Below are 15,936 nucleotides of genomic sequence, written 5' to 3' on the forward strand. Positions count from 1 at the left end.
TAAATCCTCCCCATCGCAGATGGGGAGGGGGACCGCCGGAGGTGGTGGAGGGGAAAAAGCGCTACATCACCGCCAAAGGCTGGCAAGCACCCCCATCAGCCCCCGCTCATCGGCGGCACTCACCCGCCGGGGCGCGCCATAGCCACGGCATTCCAGACAATCGGCCCGCACACCCGCGCCACTGATCAGGCCACGCACATCCGCGACCGCCTGCATGGCCCAACGCCGCTGAATCATCGCCTGTCTGCTCAACATGTCGCGGGGAGCATCCACATCCTCATCGTCACGTTCTGACATCGACTTGATGAGCTCGGCGAACTTGTCGGGCTCCTTCTCGATACGGTAAACCTTCGCCTTGGCAGGATCGATCTCGGCCATCTTCGCTGCTTCGGCGACGGCTTCCTCCAGCCCACCGAAGCGGTCGACCAGCCCGATCTGCCGCGCCGTGCCGCCGTCCCACACGCGGCCCTGGGCGATGGCATCAATCTGCTGGGGCGATTTACGCCGTGCCTGCGCGACCAGCCCCACGAAACGGCCATAGATATCCTCGATCCCCATCTGCATGATGCGATCGAATTCAGGCGTCGTGCCGCCCGCAATGTCTGGCTGCCCTGACAGCGGCGTGGTCCGCACGCCATCGGTCGTGATGCCGAGCTTCGCCAACGTCCCTTCAAAGCTCGGCAATATCCCGAACACCCCGATGGAGCCGGTAATCGTGTCCGGTTCGGCAAAGATCAGGTCGGCGGGCGTGGAAATCCAATAGCCGCCACTCGCCGCGACATTGCCCATCGACACAATGATCGGCAGCCCCTCGCGTTTTGCTTCCATGATGGCCTGCCGAATCTTTTCCGACGCCATGACCGAACCGCCGGGGGAATCGACCCGGACGACCAGCGCCTTCAGGTCCTTTTCCGACAACGCCTTGTAGAGTAGAGCCGAAATCGTATCACCGGCGGCGCTGCCCGGCCCACCATCTCCATCGACGATGTCGCCCGCCACGGTGATCACGCCGATCTGGCCATCATTGGGCGCGCGGTGCGCCTTCGCATAGCTTCTGAGGTCGATGCTGGCAAAATCACCCACGCGATCGTCGGAGGGTTCGCCCGCCACCTCCGCGACGCGCTTGCCGAACGCAGCTTCGTCGCCCAGTTTGTCGACCAGCCCGGTACTCTGCGCCGCCTTGGCGAGATTGCCGCGCGCAGCTTCCGCCGCACCCGCAGGATTGGCGGCATAGGCGGCCAGCTTCGCGCGCGGCCGTGCCTTGCCAACTTCCTCCTGCCAATCCTGCCACAAGGCATTGGCCAGCGCCTGATTGGCCTGGCGCGCTTCAGGCGATTGATCCGTCCGGATGAAGGGTTCGACGAAGCTCTTATAGGTGCCGACGCGGTAGACATGCGTGTTGACGCCCAGCTTATCGATTAGCCCCTTGTAATACAGGCCAGAGCCGCCGCGCCCGAGGATCGCTACGCCGCCAAGGGGATCGACCCATGCCTCGCTGGCATGGGCGGCCAGTTGATAGCTGTCGTCACTGTAGATGGTGGCAAAGGCGAAGACCGGCTTCTTTGCTGCACGGACGGCATCCAGCGCCTTGCCCACGCGGGAAAGCGCCACCTGACCGCCGCCCAGAAACCCGTCGAGGTTCAGCACCACCGCCTTGACCTTACCATCTGTCTTGGCCGCTTCCAGCGCGTCCACAATCTCGGAAAGGCGATATTCCTTCGTCTGCGGCCCGGACGATGTCAGCAACGAGAAGGGGTCCACCTCTGCCGGTTGCTCGACAATGGTGCCGTCCAGCTTCAGCAGCAGCGCGCCACTGCTTACGCTGCGCGCGGGCTTGGGCGACCATGAAAGCGCCGCATAAAGCAGGCCGAAGAAGCCGAGCAGGAACAGCAGAACCAGCCCGTCCTTGACCGCGACCAATATGCGCCAAACGCCCTTCACAAATGCCAAATTGCCGCTTCCTTATGCTTGCTTGCCCGAGCTATCCGATCGTCCGGCCGACTGCAATGTGGGACGCTCCGCCGGGCGCACAAGCTTGCGCCCGTCATTTCCGGCGTTATGGGAGGCGCCAACATTCGCGCTTATGTGCAGGAGAAGCGTTTCATGCCCACACTCGTTCTCATCCGCCACGGCCAATCGGCCTGGAACCTGGAAAATCGCTTCACTGGTTGGTGGGACGTCGACCTGACGGAAAAGGGCGTGGAGGAAGCGCGGGCTGCTGGGCAATTGATGTCGACAAAGGGCCTCGACTTCGACCGCTGCTTCACCTCGGTTCAGACCCGGGCGATCAAGACGCTGAACCTAGCGCTTGAAGAAATGGGCCGCCTCTGGCTCCCGGTCGAAAAGGACTGGCGCCTCAATGAACGCCATTATGGCGGCCTCACGGGCCTCAACAAGGCGGAGACGGCGGCTAAGCATGGCGACGCGCAGGTGAAGGTCTGGCGTCGCAGCTTCGACATTCCGCCGCCGGTGCTGGAGCCGGGCGGCGAGTTCGACCTGTCGAAGGACCGCCGCTATGACGGCATCGCCATCCCCTCGACGGAGTCCCTGAAGGACACCATCGCCCGCGTGCTGCCCTATTGGGAAAGCCGCATCGTGCCGGAGCTGAAGGCTGGCAAGCGCGTACTCATCTCGGCTCATGGCAATTCGCTGCGCGCTTTGGTGAAGCATTTGTCGGGCATTCCGGACGATGAGATCACGGAACTGGAAATCCCGACCGGCCAGCCGATCGTCTATGACCTTGCCGACGATCTGACCGCCAAGGACCGCTATTATCTGTCGGAGCGTTAAGTCCGCAAATCCCGCATTGCCCCTTGCCGGTCGTCCGGCTAAGGGGCTTTGCTTTCCGCGCCATCAGGGGAAGTCAGGCGAATGACCGGAGAGAGCGCCGCCACCGTCGGCATTATCATGGGATCGAGATCCGATTGGGAAACCATGCGTCACGCGGCCGAGACGCTGAGCGCGCTTGGCGTCCCGCACGAATGCAAGGTCGTGTCCGCTCACCGCACGCCGCAACGCCTTTATGACTATGCGACCGGCGCGGTTTCCCGTGGTCTGAAGGTCATCATCGCCGGGGCAGGGGGCGCGGCCCATCTTCCTGGTATGACCGCGTCTATGACCCGCCTTCCAGTTCTTGGCGTGCCAGTGGAATCCAAGGCGCTCAAGGGCATGGATTCCCTGCTTTCCATCGTCCAGATGCCCGGTGGCATCCCTGTCGGCACCCTTGCCATCGGCAAGCCCGGCGCGATCAATGCGGCGCTGCTGGCAGCTTCCATCCTCGCCACCACCGACGACGCGCTGGCCGAACGGCTGGACATGTGGCGCGAAAAACAGACCGACGATGTCGCGGAGACGCCAGAATAAGATGACGACCATCGCGCCCGGTTCCACCATCGGCATCCTTGGCGGCGGCCAGCTCGGCCGGATGATCGCGATCGCCGCCGCGCAGCTTGGCTATCGCACCCATATCTACGCGCCGGAAGAGAGCGGACCCGCCGCTGACGTGTCCCGCTGCTGGACTCGCGGTGCCTATGAGGATGCCGCCGCGCTCGCCGCCTTCGCCGACAGCGTCGACGTCGTCACCTACGAATTCGAGAATATCGACCCTTCTGCCGTCGAAGTCCTTTCCACCCACGGCCTCGTTCGCCCCGGCGCGCAGGCGCTCCGCGTGGCGCAGGACCGCCTCGCCGAGAAGAATTTCGTCCGTGATCTCGGCGGCCTCACCGCGCCCTTCGCGTCGGTCGAAAGCCTTGATGATCTCCATCAGGCCATCGCCGCGATCGGCAGCCGTGCGATCCTGAAGACCAACCGCATGGGCTATGATGGCAAGGGGCAGGCGCGCATCAATGATCCCGCGGACGCTCCCGCCGCCTGGGACGCCATCGGCCAGCAAAGCGCGATCCTGGAAGGTTTCGTGACTTTCGAGGAGGAGTTTTCCGTCATCCTCGTGCGCGGCGCGGGCGGCGAAGTTCGCTTCTGGGATTCGCCCGCCAACGTCCATGTCGATGGCATACTCTCCACCTCCACCGCCCCCGCTGGCCCCCGCATAGAGGTACAAGTTGAAGCGGCGCGCGCCCTGGCTGCGCAGGTGGCGCAAGCGCTCGGTTATGTCGGCGTCCTGACGCTGGAATTCTTCGCCAGCGCCGATGGCCCCGTCTTCAACGAAATGGCCCCCCGCGTCCACAATAGCGGCCACTGGACTATCGAAGGCGCCGTCACCAGCCAGTTCGAAAACCATGTCCGCGCCATTTGTGGCCTCCCATTGGGCGACACCAGACTGGCGGCACGGCGAGTGCAGATGCACAACCTCATCGGTGAAGAAGCCGACGCTTGGGCTGCGATCCTGTCCGATCCTGCCGCGCATCTGCACCTCTATGGCAAGCATGAGGCTCGCCCCGGTCGCAAGATGGGCCACGTCACCCGGCTGACCCTGTGACCCAAAAACAGGAAGTCGTCCTTGTCCTCGCCCGCGCCGACAATGGCGTGATCGGCAAGGACGGGGGGCTGCCCTGGCGGTTGCCCGCCGACCTCAAGCATTTCAAGGCGTTGACCCTCGGTCACCCGATGATCATGGGCCGCAAGACGTTCGACAGTCTGCCCGGCCTGCTTCCCGGCCGCCGCCACATCGTCCTAACCCGCGATACTGGCTGGAGCGGGGAGGGGGCAGAAATCGCGCATGACGTCACGTCCGCCCTTCGCCTCGCGGACGGTCCCGCCGCCATGGTGATTGGCGGGGCAGAGGTCTATCAGCTCTATCTGCCCCACGCAGACCGCATTGAACTGACCGAAGTGCATTTCGACGCCCCCGGCGACGCCGTGATCCCTTATCCCGACACGACGCGGTGGGAGGAAGCAGCCCGCGCCGATCATCCGGCGGAGGGCGCCTATCCCGCCTACAGCTTCGTCACTTTCCGCCGCCGCGCTGCGCCATGATGTCGCATTGCCAGCGCCCGACCATCTCCCTATAGCCAGCGCCATGGAGCGGCTGGAAAGCGGCGTCCCGATCCCTGCCCATTTGCGCGGGGGCATCATGGCGCTGGGCAATTTTGACGGATTTCACCTCGGTCATCAGGCTGTCGTTGGCCGCGCGGTGGAGCGTGCCCGCGCGGAAGGCCGTCCCGTCATCGTCGCGACGTTCGACCCGCATCCGATGCGCCTGTTTCGCCCGGAAAACCCCTGGTTCCGCCTCACCAGCCTGGACCAGCGGCAGCGCCTGTTCGCCGCCGCCGGTGCCGACGCGATGTTGGTATTCGCCTTCACCCGCCAACTCGCCGCCTTGAGTCCTCAGGATTTCGTCGATCTACTGGTAGACGGTATGGGCGTCGCGGGCGTGGTCACGGGCCAAGATTTCACCTTTGGTCACGGCCGCACCGGCACTGTCGCTACGCTTGCCGAACTCGGCGCCGCACGAGGCATGAGCGCCGAAGCTGTCGCGCCGATCACGGACGAAGGCGGGGAGGTGGTCTCCTCCAGCCGCATCCGTACCGCGCTGAAAGCCGGAGACTGCGCCACGGCAACGCGCCTGCTGACACGCCCCTTCGCTGTACAGGGGCTGGTCCAGCATGGCGACAAGGTCGGCCGCACGATCGGCTTCCCCACCGCCAATGTCGATCTCGGCCATTACATCCGCCCGGCCTATGGCATCTATGCGGTACGCGGCCTGCTGCCCGATGGCCGTGTCCTCGATGGCGCGGCCAATCTCGGCATCCGCCCCAGCTTCGATCCGCCGAAGGAATTGCTGGAGCCGCACTTCTTCGATTTCTCCGAAAGCCTCTACGACCACTGCATCGAGGTGCAGTTGATCGAATTCCTCCGGCCCGAAGCGAAATATGAAGGGCTCGAAGCCCTCACCGCCCAGATCGCCAGGGACTGCGACGCCGCGCGGCAAATCCTTGCGAGAACGCCGCACCTCGCCTAATGCCCGCCCATTCATTTCCAACCCCGTTCGCTTCGAGCGAAGTCGAGAAGCAGATAGTGCAGCGCCGCGTTTCTCGACTGCGCTCGAAACGAACGGAAGTCTGTAGATAGCCCCACATGACCGACCAGCCTCGCCAAGAAACCAAAGACTATAAAAGCACCGTATTCCTCCCCGTAACCGACTTCCCCATGAAGGCGGGCCTCGCGCAAAAGGAACCGGCGATCCTCGCGCGCTGGGAGGAAATGGACCTGTACGGCAAGCTGCGCGAGCGCCGGAAGGGCCGCGAACGCTTCATCCTTCACGACGGCCCGCCCTACGCCAATGGCGACATCCATATGGGCCATGCGATGAACAAGGTGCTGAAGGACATTATCGTCCGCAGCCAGTCGCTACTAGGCAAGGATGCGCCCTATGTCCCGGGATGGGACTGCCATGGCCTTCCGATCGAATGGAAGATCGAGGAGGAATATCGCAAGAAGAAGCAGAATAAGGACGAGGTTCCGCCCCAGGAATTCCGCGCCCAGTGCCGCGCCTATGCGGACAAATGGGTCGGCGTGCAGAAGGAGCAGTTCAAGCGCCTCGGGGTCATGGGCGATTGGGATGATCCCTATCTCACCATGAAGTTCGATGCCGAAGCTACCATCGTGTCTGAACTGCTGAAGTTCGCGGAAAGCGGCCAACTTTATCGCGGCGCCAAGCCCGTCATGTGGTCCCCGGTCGAAAAAACCGCGCTGGCCGAGGCGGAAGTTGAATATGAGGACATCGTTTCGACCCAGATCGATGTCGCGTTTGAGATTGAAAAGTCTCCCAATGCGCCTGAACTGGAGGGCGCATATGCGGTGATCTGGACGACTACGCCATGGACGATCCCGGTCAATCAGGCTTTGGCGTATGGGCCGGAAGTTGAGTATGTTTGTCTACAACTCAGTCGGAATTACATCGCGGGTGTTTACGCTGCCGACGCGCCTGCCAAAGTTACTCCCGACAATACCATCGATGTGGTCGTCGCTGCTGAGCTGCGTTCAGTCTTCACCGACCGGGTACTAAGCGATGGTTGGCGAGTTGCCGAGGAAGAAATCTGGACAGGCAGAGGCGCCGACCTCGCTGGAGCCGTCGCCCGCCATCCGATGCACGCCCTCGGCGGCTTCTTTGCCAAGCCGCGCCCGTTCCTCGCGGGTGAGTTCGTCACCACCGACGCAGGCACCGGCCTCGTCCACATGGCGCCTGATCATGGCGAGGACGACTTCGCGCTGTGCAAGGCGAACGGCATCAACCCGGTGTTCGCCGTCGAGAATGACGGGAAATATCGCGAAGACTGGCTCTGGCTCGGCGGTCAGGGAAGCGTCATCAATCCGAAATTCGTCAGCAAGGACGGCCCGATCTGCTCCGACCTGCGCAAAGCAGGCGGGCTGCTCGCCGCGTCCGATGACTTCAAGCACAGCTATCCCCACAGCTGGCGCTCCAAAGCGAAGATCATCTTCCGCTGCACCCCGCAATGGTTCATCCCCATGGACCGCGCGATCAGCGATGGCGTCATCCCGCGCTGCGCCGAGGAAGAAGCTATCCTCGCCCGCCAGGGCAATGGCGCCACGCTACGCGACACGGCGCTCGACGCGATCGAGAACACCCGATGGGTTCCCGAGCGCTCGATCAACCGCATTCGCTCAATGGTCGAAGGCCGCCCCGACTGGGTCATCAGCCGCCAGCGCGCATGGGGCGTGCCCATCGCTCTCTACGTTCATCGTAAGACTGGCGAATATCTCGTTGATAAGGCTGTAAATCAGCGCATCGTTGACGCCTTCAAGGCGGGGGGCGCGGATGCCTGGTTCGGCGCTGACCATCAGGCGCTGCTCGGCCCCGACTACGACCTCAACGACTATGAGGTGGTGAACGACATTCTCGACGTCTGGTTCGACAGCGGCTCGACCCACAGCTTCGTTGTCGAAAGCCGCTATGGCGAAGGCGTGCGGGCCGATCTCTATCTCGAAGGCTCCGATCAGCATCGCGGCTGGTTCCAGTCCTCGCTGCTCGAAAGCAGCGGCACCCGTGGCCGCGCGCCCTATGACGCCGTCCTTACTCATGGGTTCGCGCTGGATGGGCAGGGCCGCAAAATGTCGAAGAGCCTCGGCAATGTCGTCGATCCGCTGAAGGTCATCGCCGAAAGCGGCTCCGACATCCTGCGCGTCTGGGTCGCTAGCACCGATTATTTCGACGATGTCCGCATCGGCAAGGAAGTGCTGGCCGGATCGTCCGATGCCTACCGCAAACTTCGCAATACTTTCCGATACTTGCTCGGAGCTCTTTCTGATTTTTCGGAAGAAGAGAGGTTGCCCGTCACGGAAATGCCGGAACTGGAGCGCTACATGCTCCACCGCCTCGCGGCTCTCGACGCAGAGCTTAAGGGCGTGGTCGAAAAGGCTGCGGGAAGCGAAAACTGGCTGGAGTTCAGTCGCTACACCCGCGCGCTATTCGACTTCGCCAATAGCGACCTATCGGCCTTCTTCTTCGACATCCGCAAGGACTGCCTCTACTGCGACGCGAAGACCGATCCCAAGCGCCGTGCCTACCGCACCGTGCTCGACACGCTCTTCCACGCGCTCGTCCGCTACGCCGCGCCGATCATCCCTTTCACGGCTGAGGAAGTTTGGCAAAGTCGCTATCCAAACCACGAAGAAAGCGTGCATTTCCTTGAATGGCCAGAGGTTGATGCGACTTGGCTCAACCAGGACCTGGACGACAAATGGACCGAAATCCGCAACCAGCGCGATCAGGTCAACGAAGCCATTGAACCGCTTCGCCGCGAAAAGGTCATCCGCTCCAGCCTTGAAGCCGATGTGGCCATGGGAATGGAGGTTCCCAGCGACGGTGTGAACTTCGCCGAAATCGCCATCGTCGCCCGCATTGAAACGGGTGTCGGGGACGGCATCGTGGTCAAGCCGAGCGAGTGGCTCAAATGCGGTCGTTGCTGGCGTCTGCTGCCGGAAGTCGAGGAGGACGGCACACTCTGCAACCGCTGCGACGAAGTGCTGGCAGGTTGAAAACCTGCTGTCCTACAGGCGCAGGCTTCGGCTATAGCCCACGGCCTACCGCCCGGCGGCAGGTGAACAATATTACGATGGCGCTTTTCAGGGATATGTTCGTGTCACCTTCATCACCAAAAAAGCATGTGGTGCGCCACTGATGGCAACTGTCAATCACCGCCCGCTCGGCCTGATCGTCGCGATCGTCACGCTCGCGCTGGATCAACTCATCAAATACACAGTCACCTATCCGCTCGCGCTCAAGAGCCGGATGGATGAAGGGATCGAGATTCTGCCGATCTTCCGCCTGCGCTGGCTGGAAAATCGCGGTGTTTCGATGGGCTTCTTCCATGCCGACACGAACATGATGCGCTGGCTTCTCGTGGGCATGACGATGCTGATCGCTGGCTTTGTCGGCGTGTGGATGTGGCGGGAAAAGGCGCGGCAGGATGTCGCGGCCCTTGGGTTGGTCCTCGGGGGTGCCATTGGAAATATCGTTGATCGTGTTCGCTTGGGCTATGTTGTCGATTATGCCGATCTGCACTTTGGCGAATGGCGGCCCTTTCTCATATTCAACCTGGCCGACGCCGCGATCACGATCGGCGTGCTGATCCTGCTTGCACGGGCGTTGCTGCTGCGCGAGAAGAGCGCAAAGACGGAGTCACTGAACTGATGCGTAAACTGATCCTCGCCGCTGGCCTGATTTCCATGCTGTCCGCCTGCGGTGGCGGCGGCGGCCTGTTTAACCGGGCTCGCCCCGATGAGTTCGCCGTCTCGCGTCAGGCGCCGCTGGTGATCCCGCCCGATTATGCGCTGGTCCCGCCTGCGCCGGGTACGCCCGCCGCTGCGTCGGTTGATTCGAGCCGTGCTGCCATGGAAACGATGTTCGGCGGTCCTGCCCAGCGCAGCGCGGCTGAAAGCGCGGCGTTGAGCGAAGCAGGCCGCGCCAATGCGGCGGCAGGCATCCGCTCGTCCGTGGGCGATCCGGGCACCGAAGTTGTCGACAAGGGCGCCGCGACCCGCGAAATCATCGCAGCGCCGGAAGGTGACGGGCAGGACGCCCGCGCTGCGATCCCGCAGCAGTAAGGCAGTAAGAAACTAGGGCTGGCTCTCGACGAAGTTCTTGAGCCTCCCCAAAGTCTCGTCCCACTGGCTTGAGACCTGAGCAAGCCAATCCCGCGCGTCCGTGATCGCCTCAGGCTCGAGGGTGAAAAGCACCTCACGCCCGGATCGTGTGCGGCGCACCAGTCCCGCGCCCAGCAGGACGTCGAGATGCTTCGCGACCGCTTGGCGGCTGATCGGCAGGCCATCGCCTAATTGCGCGATCGATCGTCCCGTCCCCTCGGAAAGTCGCCCAATCAGCCCTAAGCGTGTGACGTCACCCAATGCGGCAAACAGCCGCGCCGGTGCTTCCTCAACCTTCAACATATTTTTGGATATTCTTCACCTGCTCTGCCCAACCGCCGTCGTTGGAGCGCATGACATTGCTCCTGCGCGGCTCAGGCACCTTGTCAAACCCGCTTTCCGTGACCGTCAGCAATGTGCCGCTGCCAGCGGGTTCAAGCAGAAACTCGACCAATGTCCATTCCGGCACCGGTACGCCGCTGTCCATCAACTGTTTGTCACCGCCAGTCGCGGGCCATTCAAAAGCAAACCGCCTCATGGGTTCGATAGCCACGACCCGTGCTTCCCAGCGATGTTCTTCAAAACCGGGATAGGTCATATGCCCCGTCGATGCCTCGCCCGCGACAAAAGGCTGATCCAGAGCGACCTGAAACCAGGCTCCGAACTTTTCATGATCGATCAGCGCGTCCCAAACTCGTTTGACCGGCGCGGCGATTTCGATGCTTTTACTGATTGAATCCACCATATAAGCAACCTCCAGGTTACTTATATGGCTTCTGCCTCCAGATATGCAACCATTTGGTTGCTTCTAGGCCCGGGCTTCTGTCGCTATCCCGGCGCTGTTATGCCGTAAAGCCGTCAGTACGGTGTCGATGATCGCCGCCGCATCCAGCCGCGCGTCTGCATATTGCAGTTCCGGCTTGTCCTGATCCTGGAAAACATCCGGCAGGCGCAGCGTACGCAGCTTCAGCCCATTGTCGATCAGCCCCAGATCACTCGCCAGCGTCAATACATGGGCGCCCAAACCCCCGATGGCGCCTTCCTCTACCGTCACGGCAACTTCGTGCGTAGTGAGCAGGCGACGGATCATCGCTTCGTCCAATGGCTTGGCGAACCGCAAATCCGCTACCGTGGTGGACAGGCCTTTCGCTTCAAGAGCTTCAGCGGCGCGCAGCGCTTCCTCCAGACGGGTGCCAAGTGACAATATGGCGACCTGTCGGCCGTCCCGGACGATTCGTCCCTTGCCGATCTCCAGCTTCTCGGGCGTCGCGGGTAATGGGACGCCCACGCCATTGCCACGCGGATAACGGACGGCGATCGGCCCGCTGTCATGAGTGGCGCAAGTGTGGACCATGTGGACCAGCTCTGCTTCGTCGGAAGCGGCCATAACGACCATATTGGGAAGCGTGGCGAGGTAGGTGATGTCGAAGCTGCCCGCATGGGTTGAACCGTCTGCACCCACCAGCCCGGCCCGATCGATGGCAAAGCGCACCGGGAGATTCTGGATCGCGACATCATGCACGACCTGATCATAGGCGCGTTGGAGAAAGGTCGAATAGATCGCGCAGAAAGGCCGCATGCCTTGCGCCGCAAGCCCGGCGGCGAAGGTCACCGCATGTTGTTCGGCAATCCCCACGTCGAAGGAGCGTTCGGGGAAAGTCTCCGCGAACTTGTCGAGACCCGTACCCGACGGCATGGCAGCGGTAATCGCGCAGATAGTGCTATCGCGCCGGGCCTCGGCGACCAGGGCGTTGGCAAAGACCGCAGTATAGCTGGGCGGCCCCGGAGGTGCCTTTGCTTGCGCCCCGGTGATGACGTCGAACTTTTGGACGCCATGATATTTGTCTGCTGCCGCTTCCGCTGGAGCGTAGCCTTTGCCTTTCTGGGTTACGACATGAACGAGGCACGGCCCTTCGGCGGCATCGCGAACATTTTCCAGAACGGGTATCAGCTGATCGAGATTATGGCCGTCGACAGGGCCAACATAGTAGAAGCCCAGTTCCTCGAACAAGGTCCCACCCATCGCCATGCCGCGGGCAAACTCATCGGTTTTGCGGGCGGCATTGTGGAGAGGGCGGGGCAATTTGCGCGCGAGCCGCTTGGCTAGGTCGCGCAGGCCCAGAAATTCGCGGCTCGATACCAGGCGCGCGAGGTAGGCGGAAAGGCCGCCAACCGGGGGGGCGATCGACATGTCATTGTCGTTCAGGATCACGATCAGCCTGTTTCCGGCCTCGCGCGCGTTGTTCATGGCTTCATACGCCATGCCCGCGGACATGGCGCCGTCGCCGATCACTGCTATGCCCTTGCCCGGCTTGCCTGCGAGCTTGCTGGCCACGGCAAAACCCAGTGCCGCGCTGATGGATGTCGAACTATGGGCCGCGCCGAAGGGGTCATATTCACTTTCGGCCCGCTTGGTGAAGCCCGAAAGGCCGCCGCCCTGGCGAAGGGTACGGATGCGGTCGCGCCGACCGGTCAGGACCTTATGCGGATAGCATTGGTGGCCCACATCCCAGACCAGCTTGTCATTGGGCGTGTCGAAAACATAATGGATGGCGGTGGTGAGTTCGACCACTCCCAGCCCTGACCCCAGGTGGCCGCCAGTCACCCCGACGGCAGAAATCACCTCCTGCCGGAGTTCGTCGGCAAGCTGAGGGAGCTGCTCGGGCTTGAGCGTGCGCAGATCCGCGGGCCAGGTGACCTGGTCGAGCAGCGGCGTTGTGGGACTGTCATTCATTAAAGGCATAGACTCCCAAGCGCGCTAAGCCGTTCCTGACCAAAGCGCAACGCCTGCTTCATGCCACGCACTTGGCGCAGGTTCCGAGTATCTCGATCACGGGCCGTTCTGCCCGGAATCCTTGATGTTCCGCCACGGCGCGAACGTTGTTCGTCACCACATCGTTATCGACATGGGTCGCTTCCTTGCAGTTGCGGCAGACGAGGAAGATGCAATCATGATGGCAGCCCGGATGTGCGTTGGCGATATAGGCGTTCGCGCTTTCCACGCGCATGGCAATGTTGTTCGCCACGAACAGGTCGAGGATACGATAGACGCTGTTCGGCGCCACTCGCTTTCCGCGAACCTTGGAGACGCTGTCGGCAATGTCATAGGCCGACGTCGGCTTTTCTTCGGCGGCGAGCGCGTCGAATATCGCGGCGCGCATGGGCGTCCACTGCTCGTTCTGCGCTTCCAGCGCGTTGCGGGCTGCGTCGGCCAGGCTTGCGCCAGTGGGTTCGTGATGATGATGGTGTTCGGCCATATGGGTCAATCTATGCGTGGGCGGGTTTGGGGGCAAGGGCGGCCTGTCAGCCGCGCCAATAGGCCCAAGCCGCCCACAACCAACCCGCAATCATCAACGTGCCACCAATAGGCGTCACGGCGCCCAGCCAACGCGGACCTCCCATGGCCATGGCATAGAGGGTGAACGCGAAGATCGCGGCACCCGCCAGAAGCAGCAACGCCGGGCCGCGCGCGCCATTGGCCAGCGTCAGCGCGGCAACCGCGTGGATCAGCTGATATAAGCCGCCAGTCCGCAACCATTCAGCCGCTTCGTGGCTGGATGCGCCATGGGCACCGAAAGCGCCAGCAGCGATGGCGAGTGCTGCTGAAAGCGAGGCCAGGACCGGGATCATGCGTTTTCCTCTTCTTCTCCGCGAGCCATCAGGCGCATCCGCCTGCCGGGCCTGAACATCAGTTCCTTGGCGGCCAGCAACGTTCCTTGCTCGCCTTGGACCGTCAGCCGCTGATCGTCATTTTCACGATATTTGCGTTCAACCTCTTCTATTTCCGCCTGTGGCACGCCCAGCGTGTCCATCGCCTGGATCCCCATGCAAATGGCGGATTCGAAAACCTCACGAACCACTCCCGCGAGATCCATATCCTTCAACGCGAGCAACTGCCGCCGGTCGAAGGCGCGAACGAGCAGTGCCGCCTGTGGAAATGCCTCGGCGATAGGTTCCAGTATCCGGCTGTCCAGCGACGGGTCGTCATGGCAGAAAGCGATCAAGCGGGCTTCCTCGGCTCCGGAACGGCGGAGCAAATCGATTCGCGTGCCATCGCCATAATAGACTTTCATGTCGAACCGGCTCGACACCTCGATCTGGGCGGGCTTCTTGTCGATCAGTACGACCTCGAACCCGTGCCCCATCAGCATCTGGGCGACAGTTTGTCCGAAACGCCCATAGCCCACGATGATCGCGGTTCCGCGCGTTGCCTCGTCCGGGCCGACGGGATTCTGCTGACCTTTCGGCTGCGCGAACTCCAACCTTCGGGCAAAGAGCATGAGAAATGGCGTCGTGGCCATGGAAAAGGTCACAATCGCGCTGAACAGGCTTGCGCCCTGAGGAGCTATCAAAAGGGCGTTTTGCGCCTGGGCGAAAAGAACAAATCCGAACTCGCCGCCCTGGCTGAGCAATAGGCCCGCGCCGATCGCCTGCGTCCATTCCATGCCGAACAGCCGAGCAAGGCCGGTGATCAGCAATGCCTTTGTCATGACGAGCATCGCCGCCATGCCGATGACGAACAAGGGGTTCGCCGCGACGGCATGCAAATCCAGCACCATCCCGACCGCGAGGAAGAACAGACCCAGCAGGATCGATCGGAATGGTTCTACATCCGCTTCGATTTCATGCCGATAGGGGGAGTCGGCCAACATCACGCCTGCGACGAACGCGCCCAGCGCCGTGGACAGGTGAAGTGCATGCATGAGGGCAGCGGCGGCAAGAACCGTGAACAATCCGACTGCCACGAACAATTCACGCTCGCCCAACCGCCCCACTAGCTGAAGCAGAGGGCGCAGGATGAAACGACCAGCCAGTACCAGTCCTGCGATGGCAGCAACCGTATAGCCCGCAAGCTGGATGCCTGGAGGGCCTCCAACATCCGCGGGGTTGCGTGACAATGCCGCCACAATGGTGATTAGCGGGACGATCGACAGATCCTGAAAAAGCAGGATCGAAAAGACTTTCTCCCCAAAAGGAGAGTTGATGCGTCCACTGCTTTTAAGGCTGGGCAGAACCTGTGCCGTGGAAGACAGCGCCAGGGGGAGGCCGAGCGCAATAGCTGCGCCCCAGGTGAAGCCGGTCGAAAAATAGATGATCGCGGTCAAAGCCAAACCGCACATCACCACTTGGGCAAGGCCGAGGGCGAAGATGTCTCGCTTCAGGCGCCAGAGCCGTGCCGGATGAAGTTCAAGGCCGACGAGGAAAAGCAGCAGGACGATGCCGATTTCCGCGATCGCCAGCTTCGATTCCGCCCCGCCTACAAGGCCAAGACCTTGTGGGCCGACCAACGCCCCGGCAACCAGATAGCCCAGCACTGCGCCAAGGCCGAAACGGCGAAACAGCATGACGAACAGCACCGCCGCCCCCAGCAGGATTACGCCTTCAGACAGCAGGAGGTCGGTTGCGTTGAGGGGCGCGTGCGCCGCCGCCGCAGGGGGAGTAGGCATCAGGCCTCCGCCGCGCGTGCGGCTTCTGCCACCGCCTCGAAACTAAGCCGGATGGAGGCGTGACGCGCCGGATATCCACGGGCTGGAGCGAGGACGGTCAACCCCGGCCAGAAATTCAGATCATCGCCTTCGCCAGCGAGATACGCAGTCAACTTGTCTCGCGCGGTCTCGAGTTCGGCTGCTGTCAGGCCAATTGCCTGAGCCGACATAAGCGCAGCCGAAGCCTGGCCGAGTGCGCAGGCTTTAACGTCCAGACCTAGCTCGACCAGCTTCCCGCCTTCCATTCTTACGTCTGCTGTCACTCGCGATCCGCAAGTGGGCGATCGTTTTTCTACGGTTGCCTGCGGCTGTGCCAGTCGCCGGTGATGCGGGATGCTGGCGGCGAGGCGCAATATGTCCTTGTTGTAGAGGGGGGCGCTCATACTTC

General features: G+C 62.3%; 16 protein-coding genes. 8 read left to right on the forward strand and 8 right to left on the reverse strand.

Annotated features, from left to right (window positions below; translation table 11 throughout):
* Positions 1-66 precede the first annotated feature (66 nt).
* Positions 67-1,950, reverse strand: coding sequence for a signal peptide peptidase SppA (gene sppA / locus ACZ5TH_RS03565; protein WP_464794635.1), 1,884 nt, complete (start codon positions 1,948-1,950; stop codon positions 67-69).
* A 153-nt stretch (positions 1,951-2,103) separates the two neighbouring features.
* On the opposite strand from sppA, the gene gpmA reads away from it, so the two are divergent.
* From gpmA to ACZ5TH_RS03605, 8 genes are all read left to right on the forward strand, one after another.
* Positions 2,104-2,790 (forward strand): 2,3-diphosphoglycerate-dependent phosphoglycerate mutase, encoded by a 687-nt coding sequence (gpmA, locus tag ACZ5TH_RS03570; protein ID WP_460987854.1) that lies wholly within the window; start codon positions 2,104-2,106, stop codon positions 2,788-2,790.
* A gap of 81 nt (positions 2,791-2,871) precedes the next feature.
* Positions 2,872-3,363 (forward strand): 5-(carboxyamino)imidazole ribonucleotide mutase, encoded by a 492-nt coding sequence (gene purE / locus ACZ5TH_RS03575; RefSeq protein WP_449471893.1) that lies wholly within the window; start codon positions 2,872-2,874, stop codon positions 3,361-3,363.
* 1 nt (position 3,364) lies between these two features.
* Positions 3,365-4,435 (forward strand): 5-(carboxyamino)imidazole ribonucleotide synthase, encoded by a 1,071-nt coding sequence (locus ACZ5TH_RS03580; protein ID WP_464794636.1) that lies wholly within the window; start codon positions 3,365-3,367, stop codon positions 4,433-4,435.
* Positions 4,432-4,932 carry a dihydrofolate reductase gene (locus tag ACZ5TH_RS03585; RefSeq protein ID WP_464794637.1) on the forward strand — a complete coding sequence of 167 codons (501 nt, stop codon included), beginning with the start codon at positions 4,432-4,434 and terminating at the stop codon, positions 4,930-4,932. Before ACZ5TH_RS03580 ends, ACZ5TH_RS03585 begins: the two co-directional genes overlap by 4 nt.
* A 43-nt stretch (positions 4,933-4,975) precedes the next feature.
* A complete protein-coding gene (locus tag ACZ5TH_RS03590) occupies positions 4,976-5,917 on the forward strand; it encodes a bifunctional riboflavin kinase/FAD synthetase (RefSeq protein ID WP_464794638.1) in 942 nt (313 codons plus the stop codon).
* Positions 5,918-6,033: 116 nt separating this feature from the next.
* Positions 6,034-8,955 carry an isoleucine--tRNA ligase gene (gene ileS, locus ACZ5TH_RS03595; protein ID WP_464794639.1) on the forward strand — a complete coding sequence of 974 codons (2,922 nt, stop codon included), beginning with the start codon at positions 6,034-6,036 and terminating at the stop codon, positions 8,953-8,955.
* 142 nt (positions 8,956-9,097) lie between these two features.
* A complete protein-coding gene (gene lspA / locus ACZ5TH_RS03600) occupies positions 9,098-9,610 on the forward strand; it encodes a signal peptidase II (RefSeq protein WP_449471899.1) in 513 nt (170 codons plus the stop codon).
* Complete coding sequence (locus ACZ5TH_RS03605) at positions 9,610-10,023, forward strand: DUF3035 domain-containing protein (protein WP_196226372.1); 414 nt, start codon at positions 9,610-9,612, stop codon at positions 10,021-10,023. Before lspA ends, ACZ5TH_RS03605 begins: the two co-directional genes overlap by 1 nt.
* Positions 10,024-10,035: 12 nt before the next feature.
* On the opposite strand, the gene ACZ5TH_RS03610 is transcribed toward ACZ5TH_RS03605, so the two are convergent.
* The 7 genes from ACZ5TH_RS03610 to ACZ5TH_RS03640 form a co-directional block, all read right to left on the reverse strand.
* Positions 10,036-10,365: an ArsR/SmtB family transcription factor gene (locus ACZ5TH_RS03610; protein WP_449471903.1), complete on the reverse strand. Its 330-nt coding sequence runs from the start codon at positions 10,363-10,365 to the stop codon at positions 10,036-10,038.
* Positions 10,352-10,807 (reverse strand): SRPBCC family protein, encoded by a 456-nt coding sequence (locus ACZ5TH_RS03615; RefSeq protein WP_464794640.1) that lies wholly within the window; start codon positions 10,805-10,807, stop codon positions 10,352-10,354. The genes ACZ5TH_RS03610 and ACZ5TH_RS03615 overlap by 14 nt, the downstream gene beginning before the upstream one ends.
* 63 nt (positions 10,808-10,870) lie before the next feature.
* The gene (dxs, locus tag ACZ5TH_RS03620) at positions 10,871-12,805 is read right to left on the reverse strand and encodes a 1-deoxy-D-xylulose-5-phosphate synthase (protein WP_464794641.1); all 1,935 of its coding nucleotides are present in this window, start codon (positions 12,803-12,805) and stop codon (positions 10,871-10,873) included.
* Between the two features lie 49 nt (positions 12,806-12,854).
* Positions 12,855-13,319 carry a Fur family transcriptional regulator gene (locus ACZ5TH_RS03625; RefSeq protein ID WP_449471907.1) on the reverse strand — a complete coding sequence of 155 codons (465 nt, stop codon included), beginning with the start codon at positions 13,317-13,319 and terminating at the stop codon, positions 12,855-12,857.
* Between the two features lie 46 nt (positions 13,320-13,365).
* Positions 13,366-13,692 carry a DUF423 domain-containing protein gene (locus ACZ5TH_RS03630; RefSeq protein ID WP_449471909.1) on the reverse strand — a complete coding sequence of 109 codons (327 nt, stop codon included), beginning with the start codon at positions 13,690-13,692 and terminating at the stop codon, positions 13,366-13,368.
* Positions 13,689-15,509: a cation:proton antiporter domain-containing protein gene (locus ACZ5TH_RS03635; protein WP_449471911.1), complete on the reverse strand. Its 1,821-nt coding sequence runs from the start codon at positions 15,507-15,509 to the stop codon at positions 13,689-13,691. Before ACZ5TH_RS03635 ends, ACZ5TH_RS03630 begins: the two co-directional genes overlap by 4 nt.
* Positions 15,509-15,931: an iron-sulfur cluster assembly scaffold protein gene (locus ACZ5TH_RS03640; RefSeq protein ID WP_449471913.1), complete on the reverse strand. Its 423-nt coding sequence runs from the start codon at positions 15,929-15,931 to the stop codon at positions 15,509-15,511. The genes ACZ5TH_RS03635 and ACZ5TH_RS03640 overlap by 1 nt, the downstream gene beginning before the upstream one ends.
* Positions 15,932-15,936 lie beyond the last annotated feature (5 nt).

This window comes from Sphingobium sp. TomTYG73 (assembly GCF_055394245.1).